This window comes from Ruegeria sp. CH11 (assembly GCF_056537105.1).
This window is the reverse complement of record NZ_JBQFQX010000008.1, coordinates 152,077-170,337: the sequence shown is the minus strand read 5'-3', so window position 1 is coordinate 170,337 and position 18,261 is coordinate 152,077. Positions and strand designations below refer to the sequence as shown.

Annotated in this window: 21 protein-coding genes and 1 tRNA gene; 14 read left to right on the top strand and 8 right to left on the bottom strand. The window is 58.3% G+C overall.

Annotated features, from left to right (window positions below; genetic code table 11):
• The first annotated feature begins 121 nt into the window (after positions 1-121).
• Complete coding sequence (locus ACR0LX_RS14410; RefSeq protein WP_480784300.1) at positions 122-1,375, top strand: DNA polymerase IV; 1,254 nt, start codon at positions 122-124, stop codon at positions 1,373-1,375.
• A gap of 3 nt (positions 1,376-1,378) precedes the next feature.
• Here the strand turns inward: ACR0LX_RS14410 and ACR0LX_RS14405 are convergent, their stop codons facing one another.
• Positions 1,379-2,239 carry an N-formylglutamate amidohydrolase gene (locus ACR0LX_RS14405; protein WP_480784299.1) on the bottom strand — a complete coding sequence of 287 codons (861 nt, stop codon included), beginning with the start codon at positions 2,237-2,239 and terminating at the stop codon, positions 1,379-1,381.
• A 147-nt stretch (positions 2,240-2,386) separates the two neighbouring features.
• On the opposite strand from ACR0LX_RS14405, the gene ACR0LX_RS14400 reads away from it, so the two are divergent.
• Positions 2,387-2,461, top strand: a tRNA-Val gene (locus tag ACR0LX_RS14400).
• Positions 2,462-2,556: 95 nt separating this feature from the next.
• A complete protein-coding gene (ykgO, locus tag ACR0LX_RS14395; RefSeq protein WP_005648635.1) occupies positions 2,557-2,682 on the top strand; it encodes a type B 50S ribosomal protein L36 in 126 nt (41 codons plus the stop codon).
• A 78-nt stretch (positions 2,683-2,760) separates the two neighbouring features.
• On the opposite strand, the gene ACR0LX_RS14390 is transcribed toward ykgO, so the two are convergent.
• Entirely contained in the window at positions 2,761-3,084 is a 324-nt protein-coding gene (locus ACR0LX_RS14390) for a SemiSWEET transporter (RefSeq protein ID WP_480784298.1), read from the bottom strand.
• Positions 3,085-3,384: 300 nt separating this feature from the next.
• Here ACR0LX_RS14390 and ACR0LX_RS14385 point away from each other — a divergent pair, with 300 nt between their 5' ends.
• The 3 genes from ACR0LX_RS14385 (at position 3,385) to ACR0LX_RS14375 (ending at position 5,615) form a co-directional block, all read left to right on the top strand.
• A complete protein-coding gene (locus ACR0LX_RS14385) occupies positions 3,385-4,401 on the top strand; it encodes a Fe(3+) ABC transporter substrate-binding protein (RefSeq protein ID WP_480784297.1) in 1,017 nt (338 codons plus the stop codon).
• A gap of 117 nt (positions 4,402-4,518) precedes the next feature.
• Positions 4,519-5,073, top strand: coding sequence for a helix-turn-helix domain-containing protein (locus ACR0LX_RS14380; RefSeq protein ID WP_480575192.1), 555 nt, complete (start codon positions 4,519-4,521; stop codon positions 5,071-5,073).
• Positions 5,070-5,615, top strand: coding sequence for an N-acetyltransferase family protein (locus tag ACR0LX_RS14375; RefSeq protein WP_480784296.1), 546 nt, complete (start codon positions 5,070-5,072; stop codon positions 5,613-5,615). Before ACR0LX_RS14380 ends, ACR0LX_RS14375 begins: the two co-directional genes overlap by 4 nt.
• Here the strand turns inward: ACR0LX_RS14375 and ACR0LX_RS14370 are convergent.
• Entirely contained in the window at positions 5,612-5,866 is a 255-nt protein-coding gene (locus ACR0LX_RS14370) for a BolA family protein (RefSeq protein ID WP_480784295.1), read from the bottom strand. The genes ACR0LX_RS14375 and ACR0LX_RS14370 overlap by 4 nt on opposite strands.
• Before the next feature lie 107 nt (positions 5,867-5,973).
• On the opposite strand from ACR0LX_RS14370, the gene ACR0LX_RS14365 reads away from it, so the two are divergent.
• Entirely contained in the window at positions 5,974-6,600 is a 627-nt protein-coding gene (locus ACR0LX_RS14365) for a J domain-containing protein (protein WP_480575201.1), read from the top strand.
• A 54-nt stretch (positions 6,601-6,654) separates the two neighbouring features.
• Here ACR0LX_RS14365 and ACR0LX_RS14360 read toward each other — a convergent pair whose 3' ends face one another.
• Entirely contained in the window at positions 6,655-7,167 is a 513-nt protein-coding gene (locus tag ACR0LX_RS14360; RefSeq protein ID WP_480575203.1) for a carboxymuconolactone decarboxylase family protein, read from the bottom strand.
• Positions 7,168-7,511: 344 nt separating this feature from the next.
• Between ACR0LX_RS14360 and cobS the strand changes: the two genes are divergently transcribed.
• From cobS to cobT, 3 genes are all read left to right on the top strand, one after another.
• On the top strand, positions 7,512-8,498 hold the full coding sequence (cobS, locus tag ACR0LX_RS14355; protein ID WP_480575206.1) for a cobaltochelatase subunit CobS: 987 nt from the start codon (positions 7,512-7,514) through the stop codon (positions 8,496-8,498).
• Between the two features lie 3 nt (positions 8,499-8,501).
• On the top strand, positions 8,502-9,002 hold the full coding sequence (locus tag ACR0LX_RS14350) for a hypothetical protein (RefSeq protein ID WP_480784294.1): 501 nt from the start codon (positions 8,502-8,504) through the stop codon (positions 9,000-9,002).
• A 178-nt stretch (positions 9,003-9,180) separates the two neighbouring features.
• Positions 9,181-11,058 (top strand): cobaltochelatase subunit CobT, encoded by a 1,878-nt coding sequence (cobT, locus tag ACR0LX_RS14345; protein WP_480575209.1) that lies wholly within the window; start codon positions 9,181-9,183, stop codon positions 11,056-11,058.
• Here the strand turns inward: cobT and ACR0LX_RS14340 are convergent.
• Positions 11,033-11,464, bottom strand: a complete 432-nt coding sequence (locus ACR0LX_RS14340; RefSeq protein ID WP_480784311.1) for a hypothetical protein — start codon at positions 11,462-11,464, stop codon at positions 11,033-11,035. The genes cobT and ACR0LX_RS14340 overlap by 26 nt on opposite strands.
• Here ACR0LX_RS14340 and ACR0LX_RS14335 point away from each other — a divergent pair.
• The 4 genes from ACR0LX_RS14335 to ACR0LX_RS14320 all read left to right on the top strand — a co-directional run bounded on the left by ACR0LX_RS14335 (position 11,360) and on the right by ACR0LX_RS14320 (position 15,831).
• Entirely contained in the window at positions 11,360-12,523 is a 1,164-nt protein-coding gene (locus tag ACR0LX_RS14335; protein WP_480784293.1) for an alpha/beta hydrolase, read from the top strand. The genes ACR0LX_RS14340 and ACR0LX_RS14335 overlap by 105 nt on opposite strands.
• An 80-nt stretch (positions 12,524-12,603) precedes the next feature.
• A complete protein-coding gene (locus tag ACR0LX_RS14330; RefSeq protein WP_480784292.1) occupies positions 12,604-14,394 on the top strand; it encodes an aminopeptidase P family protein in 1,791 nt (596 codons plus the stop codon).
• 63 nt (positions 14,395-14,457) lie between these two features.
• On the top strand, positions 14,458-14,802 hold the full coding sequence (locus tag ACR0LX_RS14325; RefSeq protein WP_480784291.1) for a DUF427 domain-containing protein: 345 nt from the start codon (positions 14,458-14,460) through the stop codon (positions 14,800-14,802).
• 54 nt (positions 14,803-14,856) lie between these two features.
• Positions 14,857-15,831 (top strand): glycosyltransferase family 2 protein, encoded by a 975-nt coding sequence (locus ACR0LX_RS14320; RefSeq protein ID WP_480784290.1) that lies wholly within the window; start codon positions 14,857-14,859, stop codon positions 15,829-15,831.
• A gap of 51 nt (positions 15,832-15,882) precedes the next feature.
• On the opposite strand, the gene ACR0LX_RS14315 is transcribed toward ACR0LX_RS14320, so the two are convergent.
• The 3 genes from ACR0LX_RS14315 to ACR0LX_RS14305 are packed head-to-tail and all read right to left on the bottom strand — an operon-like array spanning position 15,883 to position 18,247.
• Positions 15,883-16,266, bottom strand: a complete 384-nt coding sequence (locus ACR0LX_RS14315; protein WP_480784289.1) for a carboxymuconolactone decarboxylase family protein — start codon at positions 16,264-16,266, stop codon at positions 15,883-15,885.
• On the bottom strand, positions 16,263-17,363 hold the full coding sequence (locus ACR0LX_RS14310; RefSeq protein ID WP_480784288.1) for an aromatic ring-hydroxylating oxygenase subunit alpha: 1,101 nt from the start codon (positions 17,361-17,363) through the stop codon (positions 16,263-16,265). The genes ACR0LX_RS14315 and ACR0LX_RS14310 overlap by 4 nt, the downstream gene beginning before the upstream one ends.
• Positions 17,360-18,247 carry a MurR/RpiR family transcriptional regulator gene (locus ACR0LX_RS14305; RefSeq protein WP_480784287.1) on the bottom strand — a complete coding sequence of 296 codons (888 nt, stop codon included), beginning with the start codon at positions 18,245-18,247 and terminating at the stop codon, positions 17,360-17,362. Before ACR0LX_RS14305 ends, ACR0LX_RS14310 begins: the two co-directional genes overlap by 4 nt.
• Between the last annotated feature and the right edge of the window lie 14 nt (positions 18,248-18,261).

The following is an 18,261-nucleotide window of genomic DNA, read 5'->3' as shown; positions in this document are numbered from 1 at the left end:
CCCGCGCAAAGCGGGGGTCTTCTTTTGGACATACACGAACGTACCGCAGGGCCTTTGATCACGCGTAAGGGGTGATATAAGAAGGGTTCCAAATCTACTGCCCCGCTGCAAGAGGATGTGGATGCCCGGTCTTTGCCGAGATTGCCTGACCTCATTGACCGACGAACGGCGTTGCCCGTCCTGCGGCAGTCCCCGCGTGACTTCCCATCCTGAACTGTTCGACCTGAGCATCGCCCATATGGATTGCGACGCGTTTTACGCCTCGGTCGAAAAACGCGACAATCCTGAACTGGCTGACAAGCCGGTGATTATCGGCGGTGGCAAGCGCGGGGTCGTCTCGACCGCATGTTACGTCGCTCGCATCCGGGGCGTTCGGTCGGCGATGCCAATGTTCAAGGCGTTGCAACTGTGCCCCGACGCAGTCGTGATCAAGCCGCGCATGTCGGTCTATGCCGAAGCCTCGCGCGCGATTCGCGCGATGATGGACGAATTGACACCGGATGTGGAACCTCTGTCGCTAGACGAAGCCTTTATGGACCTGTCCGGAACCGCCCGGCTGCATGGCGCTCCACCGGCGGCGATGCTTGCGCGGCTGGTCAAGCGCATGAAAGATGAACTGGGTTTGACCGGCTCGATCGGGTTGAGCCACAACAAGTTCTTAGCCAAGGTCGCCTCGGATCTGGACAAACCACGCGGGTTTTCTGTGATCGGTAAGGCCGAGACAGCCTCGTTCCTGCACGACAAGCCGGTGCGCCTGATCTGGGGAATCGGCCCTGCGGCACAGGAATCGCTCGACCGGGCAGGTATTCGCACCTTCGCCGATCTGCTGCGCTGGGATCAGGAGGCGCTGACCGCACGGTTCGGCGCGATGGGGTACCGGCTCTGGCATCTGGCGCGAGGTCAGGACAAACGGCGCGTTTCGGCGCATGAGCCGATGAAGTCGATCAGCAACGAAACAACGTTCTTCGAGGACACGGCCTGTATCGACATTCTGGATGGGCATATCTGGCGTCTGTCAGAAAAGGTAGCAGACCGGGCCAAGGCCAAGGGATTGGCCGGGCGCGTGGTGACGCTGAAGCTAAAGAAAGCCAACCACAAGATTATCACCCGGCGCGTTTCGCTGCGCGATGCAACCCAGATTGCAGATCGGATCTATCGCACTGCCCGTGGATTGTTCGATCAGGTCGGCGATCAGGGCCCCTATCGCCTGCTGGGTTGCGGCCTGTCCGATCTGTGCCCTGAAGACCAGGCGGATACATCCGGCGATCTGCTGGATCCGGGCGCCGCGCGGCGGTCACAGGCCGAGCGCGCAACGGATGCGATACGGAAACGGTTCGGAACTGATGCAATCGTAAAGGGTCGCGCGCTGCGCTGATCCTTATTCAGCCGCCAGACGGGCCGGAAGCGCACCGATCGCAGCGATCTCTGACACAACTTCGTCCAAAATCTCGCGGAACGCCTGGAAATTCTCATTGGGCGCGATCCGGTCTTCATCCATGTACAGCGATCGGTCGATCTCGATCTGGACCGCGTGCTGATAGCGACCGGGCCGCCCGTAGGTCTGCGTCACATAGGCACCGGCAAAGGGCGCATTTCGGGCGACATTCAGCCCTGCCGCTGCAAAGGCCGCTTCGATCTGATCTACGATCACGCCAGACGCCGACGCGCCAAAGCGATCCCCCAGGACGATATCGGGCCGTCTGGTTTGCCCGCTGCTGGTGGTCGCCACTGCCTCGTGCGGCATCGAATGGCAATCGATCAGGATCGCCTGCCCGAATTTTTCATGTGATTCAGCCAGAAGGGATTTCAGACGCGTATGGTATGGCCGCCAGTAAGTGTCGATCCGCAGCCGCGCCTCATCCATTGTCAGTTTCCCGTGATAGATCGACCGTCCGTTGGCCACGACCCGGGGAATCACGCCCAGCCCCGAGGCCACACGCGGATTGTGCCCCTGTCGGCGCGCGCCTTGAATCAGCGCCGGATCCATTTCGTCGGCGCTGCGATTGAGGTCCAGATAGGCGCGCGGCATCGCGGCTTTCAGAAAAGGGGCACCATATCGCGAGGCCCCGTCGAACAGTTGATCAACAAACGCGTCCTCCGAGGATCGAATCACATTGCGATTCAGAACCGAGCGCTTCAAGAACGCCTCGGGGTAGTCCCGACCGCTATGGGGCGACGCAAAAACCACGCAAGAACTGCGGTTTTCAGGTAAGTCCAGATCATAAGCGGCGGTCGGCATGAGCACTCCTTGTTCATGTTGAACATAGACTGGAAAATAGTTCTGCCAAACCCCTTGATCCCCCCAACGACTCCTTTTATAGAGCCCGTCACCGGCGCGGAGTTCCGCGCCCCATTTCGTTATGGGGCTGGGCACGCAAAGGTTCGTGGGCGGTTAGCTCAGCGGTAGAGCACTTCGTTGACATCGAAGGGGTCACAAGTTCGATCCTTGTACCGCCCACCATCGTATCACTGTTTCGGGTCTGACCCGGGGCACCCGCTAACCCAGGCGCTGGCCAGGTCTTTTTGATGAAGGCGCCGCAAAATGGAGACAGACCCATGAAGGTCAAGAACTCGCTCCGCTCGCTCAAGAACCGGCACCGTGACTGCCGTGTTGTGCGTCGCAAAGGCCGCGTCTACGTGATCAACAAGACGCAGCGCAAGTTCAAAGCTCGCCAGGGCTGAGAACTGCACATAGCTGTTTGAAAAAACCGCGCCTCCGGGTGCGGTTTTTTTCATGTCCGGTAATCATTTTGGCGACAGTCAGAATGTCATCCCTGCATGGATCAAGATTCCAACGACCATCAACAGGTTGAGGACCATCGAAATCCCGTTTCCCACATAGATGGGCAGTTTGCCGACAACCAACCCGTATGTGAACCAAAGCAGCGATAGCCCCGCATAAAGTGACCATGACAGCAGGGACTGACCGGTCGCATGCTGCGAATGGGTGAAGTACAGCTTTACAAGCTGCGGCAACGTCGCAAACGGTCCGACAACGCCGACAAACACCATGAATCCTTCGAACCGCGCCATCCAGTGACCCAGATTCGACTTTTCGAGCTTTTTGGCCAGTGATTCTGCCATTGCGTCTTTCCCTTAGATTCAGACCTTGTACCGAGGTCTGCCAGCACCTCGAAGATAGTTTATCTTTTTTGCAGCCCTGTGCCAGTACTCCGCCAGAATCCACGCAGCCGAAGCGGTTAGGACCAAACTTTGTCGCGATGCTGAACAAACAAGCCGCACCCAAGACCGATCAAATCCTCTCACGTCGCGGATTTAGGCAGATTTATTTCATGGTTTCACTTGCAAAGCGGCTCACTTCGGTTAATTGAGAAAAACAATCAGGTTTTCCCTGTATGACCACACTCAACATTGGGATACATCATGCTGAAGTCCACGAGCTGCATCGCCTCTGCCCTTTCTGCTCTGATCGCTACATCGGCCATCGCTGAAGGCGAACTGAACCTCTATTCGTCGCGCCACTATGACACCGACGAAAACCTCTATGCAGAATTCGAAGAGGCCACAGGCATCACCATCAACCGCATTGAAGGCAAGGCAGACGAACTGATCGCGCGGATGGAGGCAGAGGGCGCGAACTCACCCGCAGACATTCTGCTGACAGTCGATACCTCGCGGCTGTCGCGTGCCAAGAATGCGGGCATCCTTCAATCGATCGACAGCGATGTGCTGGAAGAACGTATCCCGGCCAACCTGCAAGACCTTGACAATCAATGGTTCGGCTTTTCCCAACGGGGACGCATCATTTTCTTCGACAAGGAAAACGTCACCAACCCGCCGACCACCTACGCCGATCTGGCCAAGCCCGAATACAAGGGCATGATCTGCATTCGCTCGTCCAACAATACGTATAATCAGACTTTGCTGGCCTCGATCATCACGCATGAAGGGACTGAGGCTGCCAAGGCCTGGGCCGAAGGCATAGTCGCGAACATGGCCCGCGCACCGCAGGGTGGTGACACCGATCAGTTGCGCGGCATTGTGTCGGGCGAGTGCGAAATAGCGGTTTCGAACACCTATTATTTTGCCCGCGCGATCCGCAAAGACGTCAAAGGATTGTCGGCTGAACGCGACAAAGTGGGTTTCGTGTTTCCCAATCAGGACAGCTATGGCGCGCATATGAACCTGTCCGGCGCGGGCGTTGCCGCCAACGCTCCGAACAAGGAAAACGCCATCCTGTTCCTGGAGTATCTGGCCAGCGATAGCGCGCAGAAATATTTCTCGGGCGGCAATGACGAATTCCCGGCGGTTGCAAGCGTCGAGGTCGCGGACTCGGTCAAACAGTTGGGCGAATTCAAGGCGGACGATGTCAATCTGTCTGAGGTGGCCAAGAACCTGCCAGAAGCGCAGAAGATCTTTAACGAAGTTGGCTGGAAGTAAAGCAACCGCTATCCGATAGGTGAAAGAGCGCGGCATTGCCTGCGCTCTTTTTCGTTGCGGCGTAGTTAAGAATAGTAAAGAATGGTCGTATCAGAGAATATTTCCCGGATATGATCGGTGCTGGATACGCTTTCAAACCGCCTCGCAAACCGCCTCAGTGAGTTGAGGACTTCGCGCGCGTGGTCCCTTGACCAACTTGCCGAACACAGCGGCATTAGCCGCGCAACACTGTCGCGCATGGAAAAGGGCGAGGTCAGTCCAACGGCTGAAACACTCGGGCGGTTATGCGCGGCATTCGGTCTTCCAATGTCGCGCCTGCTGATGATGGTCGAAGACAGTTTTGACCCCCGCGTCCCGTTCGAGCGGCAACCGGAATGGCGCGACCCTGAAACCGGGTTTACCCGCAGATCGGTCTCACCCCCGGCCGCCGGTTTAAGCGGCGAAGTCTTGGAAGGGCACCTGCCGCCGGGCACTGTCATCGCCTATGACGCGCCGCCCAAACCGGGGCAGGAACATCACCTGATCATGCTGGACGGCTCGCTGACACTGACGGTGGATGGCACACCGCATGACCTGACAGGGGGTGATTGCCTGCGGTATCACCTGTCCGGGCCGACCCGCTTTGAAACCAGCGCCACCCGGGGCGCCCGTTACATGTTGTTTCTGATATGATCACACGCCTGACCGACACTTCCTTTGACGCGGCGCTAGAGGATCTGACAGAAATTCTGTACGGCTGCGTTCATGCCGGCGCCAGCATCGGGTTCATCCTGCCTTTTTCCAGGGACGATGCGCGCGCCTATTGGCAAAACTCCGTCCGAAAGGGACTTCGGCGCGGCACGCTGGATTTATTCGTGGCCCGTCAGGACGGACGCGTTCTGGGAACCGTGCAACTGATACCGGCGCAAATGCCCAACCAACCGCATCGTGCGGATGTGGCCAAGCTGCTGGTTCGCCCCGACGCGCGCCGCAAAGGGCTGGGTCGCGCGCTGATGGCAGCACTGCAATCGCGCGCGGTCGAACTGCGACGGACGACGCTGGTACTGGACACGCGCAGCACCGACCCGTCGCGCATCCTATACCAAAGCCTCGGTTTTCAAATTGCCGGAGAAATTCCGAATTATTGTCGAAATCCTTTCGACACTCGGTTGGAGCCGACGACTTTCATGTTCAAAGACCTGACCTCGGGCCAAGAAGGCCCAGCCACTCCTTAGGTGTCGATATCAAGAGCCAGCGCGTGAATGCGGGGGACCACATCGCCCAGCGCCGCATGGACCGCCCGGTGGCGGGCGACGCGGGACTGACCTTTGAACGCGTCCGAGCGGATACGGACGTTGAAATGGCTTTCTCCGCCCTCGCGAAACCCTGCATGTCCTCTGTGACTTTCGCTATCGTCCACGACCTCCAGCTCACGCGGGGTGAATGCCGCCTGAAGGCGGTTACGAATTTCGTCAGACATGGTCATTTTTTCGCCCTGCGACAAAATTTTTGCCGCTTCCCTCTTCTACTCTGTGTCCCTTACGTTAAACTGCTGCCTCCGAGTCGAAAAGACGCGTTCGCAGGAGCAGGCAAATGGAAAAATCAGACCCGTTTGGATTCGATATGTCCGTATCCAGCGCCAAGAAAAAGAAACCGCGCGGGCGGCGGGGCATGTCGGGCGCGTCCGAAACATCAGTGCGTATCTGCGACCATCCCGGCTGCGAAGAGCCGGGCAAATTCCGTGCGCCCAAGGCGCCGGATGTGCTGGATGATTTTTACTGGTTCTGCCAGCAGCACGTGCGCGAATATAACCAGAAGTGGAACTTCTTCGACGGCACCACCGAGGCCGAGCTGAACGCACAGCGCTCGAAAGACAAGGTCTGGGAACGCGAGACCAAACCGATGGGCGACCCAGAAGCCCGCGCCTGGGCGCGTCTGGGCATCGAAGACCCGCATCAGGTCCTGGGCTCGAACAGCACGCAGAACAAAGGCCGCACCTCTGGTGGTGGTGGCCGTCGCCTGCCCCCCACCGAACGCCGCGCGATCGAGATTCTGGAAGCAAATGACAGCTGGTCCAAGGCCGAGGTGCGCAAGGCGTACAAAAAACTGATCAAGGTTCTGCATCCTGACATGAACGGCGGCGATCGCTCACAGGAAGAACAGCTGCAAGAGGTTGTTTGGGCCTGGGATCAGATCAAGGACAGTCGTAACTTCAAGTAAGCAACGTAAAAGCGTGGGCGACCGCCAATTGTGGCAACCCGCCCGGCAAAACTGTTACGCGGACAGAACGTCCGCGGTATCCGCATAAAACCGCTCAAGACTTTCCAAGGTCGGGGCGGAATCCATGGGACCCTCGGGAACATTGAGGCCCGCGGCCAGGACGATCGTGTTAACGAAATCAAAAATGCCGCACACCTCGACCACTTCGTACATCGCCCTTTCGCTCCACCCCGCGTTGCGGGCGGCGTTGCTGGCAATGGCAATCTCATCACTGTTCCTGCCCCGCAAGCTGAGCGCATAGCCCAAAAGCGGCTGAATTCGCTCATTGGTGGTTTCGATCGGTCCAGAAAAGACTTCGGCGAACATCGTGTGATAGAAGGTGCAGTAAGGGGTAGTGTTGTGATGTGAAATAAACGCGGCAATAGCTTCACGCTCGCCGCGTGTCAGCTCGCCCTCAGCGCACATGATGCTATGGAGCAGACGGACCAGCATTTCTGAATTGCGTGGAAACAGCTTCAATACCTCGGTCAGATCACTGCCTGACGTCAGGCCAACAAAGTTTGTCATGTTAATTCAACCCTACTAAAATCGGCCCGCGCGGAGTTCCACCTGACCTTCCTTCAAAGCAACCTAGTCGCCGAAATCTCAAATGTCACGAACTCCTCTTGGTCGAGTTTAATTGTCGTTATGCAAGCTGGAATTGTGCAACGGTTCCGCAGTTTCTTTCGCACCCCACACCCCTGTTCTGATCAGGAAACGCCGGTCGACACCATGTGCGATAAGGCCAGTTTCAAAGAAAAACCGGCTCAGCTTTTCTGGTCGGCGTCTTTCCCTTGCCCTTACCCGCAATATGTTGCACCACACACGGGTTCAAACCCGGCAATTCGGGCCAATTGATAAGGACAAGGCGCATGGCTGACGGATCGATCGATATCAACGCAAAACCAACCGAGGAAATCTCGGTCCGTGAAGTGTTCGGCATTGATACCGACATGGCCATCAAGGGCTTTGCCGAGCGCAGTGACCGTGTGCCGGTGATCGACCCGACCTACAAGTTCGACCCGGAAACCACATTGGCTATTCTGGCGGGCTTTTCGCACAATCGCCGGGTGATGATCCAGGGCTATCACGGCACTGGAAAATCGACCCATATCGAACAGGTCGCGGCCCGTCTGAACTGGCCTGCCGTGCGCGTGAACCTCGACAGCCATATCAGCCGGATCGACCTGATCGGCAAGGATGCGATCAAGCTGCGCGACGGCAAACAGGTGACCGAGTTCCACGAGGGCATTCTGCCCTGGGCGCTGCGCAACCCGGTTGCGATCGTCTTTGACGAATATGATGCGGGCCGGGCGGACGTGATGTTCGTGATCCAGCGCGTGTTGGAGCATGATGGCAAGCTGACGCTTCTGGACCAGAACGAGATCATCACGCCGAACCCAAACTTCCGCCTGTTCGCCACCGCAAACACGGTCGGTCTTGGCGACACCACCGGCCTCTACCACGGCACGCAGCAGATCAACCAGGCACAGATGGACCGCTGGTCGCTGGTCTCGACGCTGAACTACCTCAGCCACGATGCCGAGACGATGATCGTTCTGTCGAAGGCGCCTCTGTACAATACCGCCGAGGGCCGCAAGACCGTCAGCCAGATGGTAACTGTTGCCGATCTGACCCGGACCGCTTTCATGAACGGCGACCTCAGCACCGTTATGAGCCCACGGACCGTAATCAACTGGGCCCAAAACGCAGAGATTTTCCGCGATGTCGGCTATGCCTTCCGCCTGTCCTTCCTGAACAAATGCGACGAGCTGGAGCGTCAGACCGTGGCCGAGTTCTATCAGCGCTGCTTTGACGAAGAACTGCCGGAAAGCGCTGCGAGCGTCAGCCTGGGGTAAATTGTGAAGCGAGCAATCAAGGGTGCAGTGCTTCTTGCGCTGCCCTCTCTGGCGAACGCAGAGTTGCCTTCTTCCGTTTTCCCTGCAGACGCTACCGAAGTAGAGAAGATCAGACACTGCATCGCTGTAGACTACGCCAACACGATGGCTCAACTAGTTGGATCACAAATAGCCAACTTGTCTTCCAAGCCTCGCGATTATTTCTATGGTGAAACAGCGCGGACCAACCGACCTGCGGATTGGATTGTTGACGCCATAGGCGGAGTATTGGCTCTCGAAGATGCGCAAAAGTTGGCTCTCGGCTGGGAAGAAAACTGGCGAAGTCACGGAGAAACCTACTGGGCACCGATCATACTTAACGATGGTGAACCTTACAATATTCGCGAAGGTAGGATGCTCGTTGTCCACACATTAGCATGCGAGGAATTCAAGCGTGCTGTTGCAATTAGGTATGGACGCGGTTTCTATTCGGAAAACAGTCAGGAGATTGCGCTGCCCGAGTAAGCCCCGATTGATGGGCGACTGGTCAAGGTATCTAACATAACGACGCAAGTGTACCGGAGGGCAAATTGTTTTGCTTTTGCGGTACGCTGGCTTGATGGGAATTCACGCTTGGCCCTATGGCCAACGCCCCCGATTGGCACTAGGTTGCCGAGACAGAATAAGACCGGACGTGCCGCCGATGAGTAAACCAAACGACAACCCCGCCGACCCGTTCAAGAAGGCCTTGGCCGAGGCCACCAAAGTCATGGCCGACGACCCGGAACTGTCGGTCAGCTACACCGTCGATCCCTCGGGCCTGTCGGGCGAGTCGATGCGTCTGCCGCAGGTCTCTCGCCGCATGACGCGGGAAGAGGTTTTGCTGGCGCGCGGAACGGCGGACGCTTTGGCCTTGCAGCGCCGGTATCATGACGATGCGACCCATAACCGCTATGCGCCTCCGGGAGATATGGCGCGTGATCTCTACGAAGCAATGGAGACCGCGCGGTGCGAGGCGATGGGCGCGCGGGATATGCCCGGCACCGCGTCCAATATCGACGTCAAGATCGGGCACGAAGCGATCCGGCGCGGGTATGACCAGTGCAAACAGCCCGCCGATGCGCCGCTATCTGTGGCGGCGGGTTATTTGATCCGGCATCTGGCGACGGGGCGGGACATGCCACCGGCGGCAGAAAATGTCATGAACCTGTGGCGCGGCTTTATCGAGGAACAGGCAGGCGGCGCGCTGGAAAACCTTGATGAGGTGCTTTCGGACCAAGCCGAATTCGCCAAGTTCGCCCGGCAGATGATCAAGGATCTGGGCTATGGCGACCAGCTGGGCGACGACCCTGACGAGCTGGATGACGAGCAAGAGGACCAAGCCGAAGAAGACGCCGATGAACAGCCTGATCCCGACAGCACCGGCCAGGATGATCAGGACGAACAGGACGCCGACGCGACCCCGGAACAGACTCAGGAAGAACAGCAGGATCAGTCTCAGGCCCAGGTCTCGATGGACGAGATGGCCGAAGATGAGATGGGTGACGAGGCTGAAATGCCCGAAGGCGAGGCCCCTTTGGAGCCCCCAGCCCCGCCGCCTGCCTCCGAGGCGGACCCGGATTACAAGGTCTATCTGAACACCCATGACGAAGAGATTGCCGCCGAAGATTTGGCCGAACCGGCCGAGTTGGAACGGCTGCGCGCTTATCTGGATCAGCAACTTGAACCACTGAAGGGCGCGGTGAGCCGGTTGGCGAACAAGCTGCAGCGGCGCCTGCAGGCACAGCAGAACCGGTCCTGGGAGTTCGACCGCGAGGAAGGCATTCTGGACGCAGGCCGTCTGGCGCGCGTGGTGGCGAACCCGACCACGCCACTAAGCTTCAAGGTCGAGAAAGACACCGAGTTTCGCGACACCGTGGTGACACTTCTGCTGGACAATTCGGGCTCGATGCGCGGTCGCCCGATTTCCATCGCTGCAATCTGTGCGGATGTTCTGGCGCGCACGCTGGAACGTTGCAACGTGAAGGTCGAAATTCTGGGCTTTACCACCCGCGCCTGGAAAGGCGGTCAGGCGCGTGAGGCGTGGCTGAACGCTGGCCGTCCGCAACAGCCGGGTCGTCTGAATGACCTGCGCCACATCATCTACAAAGGGGCCGATGCCCCCTGGCGGCGCGCGCGCCCCAATCTGGGTCTGATGATGAAAGAGGGCCTGCTGAAGGAAAACATCGACGGAGAGGCGCTGGAATGGGCGCATCGCCGGATGCTGGCCCGGCGCGAGGCCCGCAAGATCCTGATGGTGATCTCCGACGGTGCGCCGGTCGATGATTCAACGCTCAGCGTGAACCCGGCAAACTACCTTGAGAAGCACTTGCGCGACGTAATCGCCATGGTCGAAAAGCGTAAGGCGGTGGAATTGCTTGCTATTGGTATTGGGCATGACGTGACCCGATACTATGACCGCGCCGTGACGATCACCGATGTGGAACAACTGGCCGGCGCTATGACCGAGCAACTGGCGGCCCTGTTCGACAGCGACCCCCGCGCGCGGGCACGGGTCATGGGGATGAAGCGCGCCAGCTGAACAGTGCCCATCTCGTCCGAAACTCGGTGCGCTGAACGGAACGCTTCGGCTTGTGTTCGGCCACGGCATTCGCTTGCGCCTGCCGCGACTGCGGCGATTGCGGGCGAAGTTTGTCGGGCGGGTAGCGCAGTAGCGTCGTATCGAAAGGAAGCATCATTGTTGGGTCCTCCAAGGCTGATGTTCTGATCTTCGTTTGTTCGGGCAGGCTTCGCTTGAAGAACATCCTGTGAATTTCCTTAGAAAACCCTGATTTTGGGTGGCCACCTTGCCGTGAGCGTGCGTGGCGGGTGATAATCCTTGAATGCGTTACCTGTTTGCAGATTATGTTTTGGACACTGAGGGCCACGTGTTGCTTTGCAATAATGAGCCCGTGGATATCGAACCTCAGGTGTTCGATCTGTTGCATTTACTGGTCCGAAACCCCGGCAGGCTGATGAGCCGCGACAACATTGTCGCGGATGTCTGGATGGGCCGGATCGTTTCGGAATCAACCATAAGCGCACGTATCGCATCGGCGCGCAAAGCAATCGGAGATAACGGCAGGTCGCAAAAATTGATCCAGACAGTCGCGAGGCGCGGTCTGAAGTGGGTCGCCGAGGTATCGACGGAAGAGAGAGTTTCTTCTGAACCATCGGTGGCAGGACAACGCATTCGGTATGCACAAACCCCGGAAGGCCAGTCACTTGCCTATACGGTAACCGGTTCGGGACCCAATGTTTTGCGCGGCGGATATAACTCAACTGATCTTGAGGCCGAATGGAACACGCCATCGGAACGTCAATTGTTTGAGACACTTGGCGCACGCTTTTCCCTGTTGCGGTTTGACCCGATCGGATTTGGCCGCTCGGATCGGTCCCTGAAACGCTTCTCGTTCGATTCTTCTGCCGAAAACATGATCCTGGCAGCAGATAGCGCCGGTTTCGAACGATTTGCGCTCTATTGCGAATCCGGCGGCGTGCTGGCGGCGATACGCGTTGCTGTCAGATACCCCGAGCGCGTGACACGGCTGGCAATTGTGGGCGGCTATGCCGAAGGGCGCGGGCGTCGGGAGCCAAACGTTGAATCGGACGCCCTGCGGTCGATGGCCGCCGAGGGCTGGCACGCGCCGGAAATCAGTTTCGTGTCCGCGATGATGCTTAGCTATTTTCCCGAAGGGCCGTTGGACGCAGTACATAACATGGCCCGAAACCTACTCAGCGCCTGCTCTCAGGACGTGATGCTGCAGCTGCGCGATGCAATCCATCAGGAGTCGGTGCTTACGCTCTTGCCGCAGGTCCAGTGCCCAACCCTGGTGATCCATTCGCGGCACGACAACGTCCACCCGGTTTCCGAGGCGCAGAAACTGGCCGCCGGAATTCCAAATGCCGAACTATTGGTGTTAGAGAGCGCAAACCATATTCCATTACCGGGCAACGCCGTTTGGGCCGAATTCGTCGACGCTCTGATCGGCTTTCTGGGCGAATAGCGCTTCGTCCAATTCAAGTCTGGACATTTCAAGTTGCGCGCATCACCTTTTCGCCGATCACCCCGGATGATGAGGCCGCAATGTTCCAGTCTTTCGAAGTCACCGCCCGCCCGGAACAGGGGCCTCCGCGACTGGCCGCGCTGCGCGCCGAAATGGCGCGCGAAGGGCTGGACGGTTTCCTGATCCCCCGAGCGGATGCGCATCAGGGGGAATATGTGGCCCCGCGGGATGAGCGGCTGGCCTGGCTGACAGGTTTTACCGGATCAGCCGGATTTTGCGCCGCGCTGACCGATATCGCAGGCGTCTTCATAGATGGCCGCTACCGCACGCAGGTCAAAGCGCAGGTTGCCAAGGATTATACGCCGGTACCTTGGCCGGACATTGCCCTGGGCGCGTGGTTGAAGACGCAGTTGCCCCAGGGCGGCAAAGTCGGTTTCGATCCCTGGCTGCATTCTGCCGGACAGATCGCGGCTGTTGAAAAGGACCTGAGCGGAAGCGGCGTCGAGCTGGTGCGCTATGAAAATCTGATCGATCGCATTTGGTCGGACCAGCCCGACCCTCCGATCAACCCTGTCAAAGCGCACCCAATTGAATTTGCCGGAGAAAGCGCTGAAAGCAAAATCTCGCGGCTGTCTGAAACTCTCAAACAAGCCGGACACAAGTCAGCGGTGATTACGCTGCCGGATTCGATCATGTGGCTGCTGAACATCCGCGGATCGGACATCGCATATAACCCGGTCGCACATGGATTTGCCATTCTCGACGCCGACGGGACGGTTGATCTGTTCATGGCTGAGGAAAAACTGAAGGACCTGCCGAAACCGCTCGGGCCAACCGTGAATCTGCGCCCACCCGAGGGTTTCCTGGATGCCGTCGCAATGCTGAGCGGCAGTGTTCAGGTCGACCTGGCTACCGTACCGCAGATCGTAGCGGACGCGTTGGGCGAGCGCATAGTCGATGACGGCGATCCCTGTGCGTTGCCCAAGGCGCGCAAAAACCCGGCCGAGATCGAAGGGACCGCTCAGGCGCATCTGCGTGATGCAGCGGCTGTTGTCGAACTGCTGAGCTGGCTTGATGCGCAGCCGACGGGCAGTCTGACCGAAACGCAGGTTGTCACCCGGTTGGAGGAATGCCGCCGCCGCGATAACGCCTTGCAGGATATCTCGTTCGATACCATCGCAGGCACCGGACCAAACGGCGCGATCATGCATTACCGTGTGACCGACGAGACCGACAGCCGCCTGGAGAACGGTCAATTGCTGGTTCTGGACAGCGGCGGGCAATATCTTGACGGAACCACTGACATCACCCGCACTATCGCGATCGGAGAGGTCGGGGACGAGGAAAAAGCCTGTTTCACCCGCGTTCTGAAAGGCATGATCGCGATGTCGATGCTGCGCTGGCCTGTTGGCCTGGCCGGGCGCGACATCGAATGTGTCGCGCGGTTACCACTCTGGCTTGCGGGTCAGGATTTCAACCACGGTGTCGGCCATGGGGTCGGAACCTATCTCAGTGTTCACGAAGGCCCCCAGCGCCTATCCCGCGTCAGCCATGTGCCGTTGGAACCCGGCATGATCCTGTCCAACGAACCGGGCTATTATCGCGAGGGTGCGTTTGGCATCCGGCTGGAAAATCTGGTGGTGGTCGAGGACGCCCCTGCCCTGCCCGGCGGCGATGACGACCGCGCGATGTTGTGCTGGCGCACCCTAACTTATGTCCCGATTGATCGTCGGCTGATCGTGTTGGATATGCTGACGCCCGAAGAACGCGCCTGGCTGAACGCCTATCATCGCGACGTTGCGGAAAATATCCGCCCGAGGCTGGGCGAGGACGCGCAACTGTGGTTGGATGCCGCAACTGCGCCGGTCTGACGCCGGACTGTTACATATATTGGGCAAAGAAATAGCCCTGACAAGACGAGGGAAGGAGCAGACATGACTGATCACATCACCATCCGCAAGGCACCGGGCAAATGGAGCGTTCGGTCCGGTGGCGCAATTCTGGGTGAGACGACGGGTGCCTTGGAACTGCTGGAAGGCGACAAGGCCCCGGTGATCTATTTCCCTCGCAGGGATATCGCCATGGCGTTTCTGGACCGCACTGACAAGATCACCCATTGCCCCGGTAAGGGCGACGCCGCGCATTTTTCGATCGTCAACAAATCTTCGGTGACCGAGAACGCAGTCTGGAGCTATGAGGACCCGATCCCGGCGGTCTCGGAGATCAAAGAGTACATGGCGTTTTATCCCACGGATTCCATAAAGGTCGAGCAGCTCTGACCAGTAACTCTGACCGGTCGGTCAGGACATCCACGCTCAACCAAAGGAACGCATATGAAAGTCGGGCTGTTTTCGTCAGCTAAGAACGAAGGTCCCTTTTTGCTGGAATGGGTGGCCTATCACATGCTGGTCGGGTTCACCGATATCGTCATCTACAGCAACGATTCAACGGACGGGACAACGGAACTGCTGGATGCGCTGGATGAAAGCGGTGTTGTCTCCCACGTTTTGCAGGATCTGACACCCGATCAGGTTCCCCAGAAACAGGCGGCAGAAACGGCTTTTGATCACAAGGCGTTCGACGGTGCCGACTGGTTGATGTGGCTAGATTTGGACGAGTTTCTGTACTGCGAGAATCCCGACAACAACGTGGTCGAACTGATCCGCAAGATCGAACCGATCTGCACCGGCATCACGGTCAACTGGTTGAATTTCGGCGACGGTGGCCATGCCGCATGGTCCGAGGGTCCCGTCACGCAGAAATTCACGCGACGCGCCGATGTGGACCCCGACCGGATGGTCCAGTTCAAAACTCTGTTCAAGAAGACTGAAAAAATTCGAGGCTTCGGATTGCACCGCCCCTGGTTCATTTGGGGCTATCAACCCGAAGACGGGTTGTTCGTGAATGCCGAAGGCGAAGACATGCACGAGCTGTATTATCGTGCGGTACGCCGAGGTCGCCACCGGCTAGGAGAATCCCCACGAGAACTGGTCGCATATGATTGGGCCTCAATCTTCCACTATGCGGTCAAAACCAAAGACAGCTTCGCGCTGAAGAAACAACGCGGGCAAGGCACCAAAGCTACCGGGGCCGAGAACAGGTCGTCGCGATTTCGCGACGAATACTGGGACACGTTCAACCGGAATGATGTTTATGACCCGCGCATGTTGAGGTTTGCGGATAGATTGCAGTCCAAGATGGAGGAATTGCTTGCAATCCCGGCGATTGCCAAAGCCCATCAGGATTGCCTGAACCGATACCGTAACAACCTTGCGAATCTAGTGGCCGAAAAGGCAACACCCGAGTGAGCCTCTCTTCGCGTGAAGCGCGGGTGCACAAATCAGTTCTCGGCGCCGCGCTCAGATGGTTTCCTCCAGCACTTTGCGAGCCACGCGAAAGCACTCCAACGCCTGTGGCACGCCGCAATAGATGCCGATGACGTGGATGATGGCGCGGATTTCGTCGCTGGTGACTCCGTTGTTGATAGCGCCCCGGCAATGGATCTCCCATTCGTGCATTTTTCCCAACGCACCGATCATCGACAGGTTCATCATTGACCGCGTTTTGGCGTCGATCACATCGTCACCCCAGCCAAAGCCCCAGCACCAGGCGGTCATCGCCTCTTGAAACGGGCGCGTAAATTCGTCGGCAGCGGCCAGGTTTTTTTCGACATAATCCGCGCCCAGCGTTGCCTTGCGCTGCTCTAATCCTTTCAAGAACAGGTCTTCGTCAAATGTGCTCATGTGCCGGTCCTTCCGAGTTGCTCGTCAACAGCCTCACGCATCCATTTTTGCAGATGCATAACGGGGTGTTCCGAATTTACCCCGCCCTTGGGATCAATCACCAGCGGGCCGGGTCGATAGCCGCGCGAATGTAGGCCGCGCTGCACGGATTCGACCAAGCGGATATCCTCTTCCACTGTGGTTGCGCGATCCTGCGCAGCGAGTTGACGTATTTTGGGATCATCCACGCCACCGACAGAGTACCAGCCGCGCCAGACCACCACATGATCCGCATCCACCGCGCGCCAGTGATAGGTGTTCAGCACGTTGCCCGGATAGACCTGAAAGGAAAACATCGGCCAGAGGAACCAGCTGGAATATTCGTCGAAATGCTTAAAGCCCGACTGAATGTCATACGTCATGTTCTCAAGGCTCTGGCATTCGGTCGTGTGACGCAGGCACATGCCCTGAGGCTGGATGTCGTAGGTTTCCGGCCTGACAACACCATTCGCGAAAGTCGGGTGGTTGAGTGAGCAGTGGTAACATTCCGAGTAATTCTCGACCGACACCTTCCAGTTGCACAGTTCCGGTATCTCGACCCATTCCAGCGGTTTCAGATCGGCCCAGTTGGGCACCCATTCCTCAAGCTCGGCGCGGGCGCCAGGGAACCAGTCGTCCATCGGCGCGGCGTCTGGGTCCAGATTGACGAACACAAAACCCAGAAACTCTTCGCTGCGGACTTCGTTCAAACAGACGGAGGATTTGTCGAACCCCTCAACCGCCTTGAGATTTGGCCCGGCCCGCAACTCTCCGGTCAGTTCGTAGGTCCAGGCGTGGTAGGGGCAGACCACGACGCGTGTGGTGCCCGTTCCCTCAACCAACTGATGCGCGCGGTGCTGACAGACATTGTAGAACACGCGGATCTTGTCATCACGGCCCCGGATTGCGAACAGGTCCTGCCCCGCAACTTCAAACGCGACGTATGCACCCGGCTCGGCAAGTTCCGAGGCGTGGCAGCCGAACTGCCATGTACGCGCCAGCAGGCCGTCTGTTTCCATGCGAAAGATGGCGGGATCAGTGTAATACCGGGCTGCGAGAGATTGAATGGGGGCTGTCACGAGTCCTCCGAGTGGTAAAGGCCAAGCTGATGGCGGCGTTTGTGAAAGGTCTCGACCCGTTCAACGATCTCATCGCTGGCGACGGCGATCACAAAGGACAGCAGCGTTTCCAGCAGGGCAACTGTGCTAACCGAGGATGGGAAGAACTGAGGCGTGTCTGCTGAGATGACAAAGCCATGGTCAGCCGCGCGCAGGATCGGGCTGGCCGGGCTGTCAGAGAGGCCTACGACCTTCAACCCCTGCTCGCGCGCGACCTGCACCGCCTCGACCACCTCATTGCGATAAGGCTTGCAGGTCATAGCAATCAGCACGTCACGCTTGTCCGCCCATGCCAGATCATCGATCGGGTTTGATCCGGGGCGCGGGATCGCGTGGAACTGCACCATCCCGGTCGACGCCAGATAGACAAAGTTCCGCGCGTTCGAGTTGTTCACGCCCACGCCCAGCACAAACACATTGCGCGAGTTCCAGATATCTTCCGCCGCGGCTTTCAACTGCTCGGACGAGATATTGGCAAAGGTTTCCTCGACATTGCGCAGGGCGTCCTGAACCATATCGGCATAAAGCCCGCCCATATTGCCGGACTTGCGAATATCCTGAAGCCAGCGCGCGCGGTCGGGGAAATCAGCCTGACCGCGCCGGATCGCCTCGCGGAAAGGAACGCGAAAATCCTCGTACCCTTCGAAGCCCACCTGCCGCGCCATACGGACGATGGTGTTGGGCTTCACATTCGCGGCCTCGGCGATCTCGCGCACGGTCGAAACCCCAACGTCGCGCGGGTTCTCCAGCACATAGGTGGCGGCTTTGCGCGCCTCGGGCGTCAGCTCGGACAGTTCATCCGCCAACCGTTCAAGAATCGTATTTGATACATTTGTCCCATTCATGATTGACGATGGTA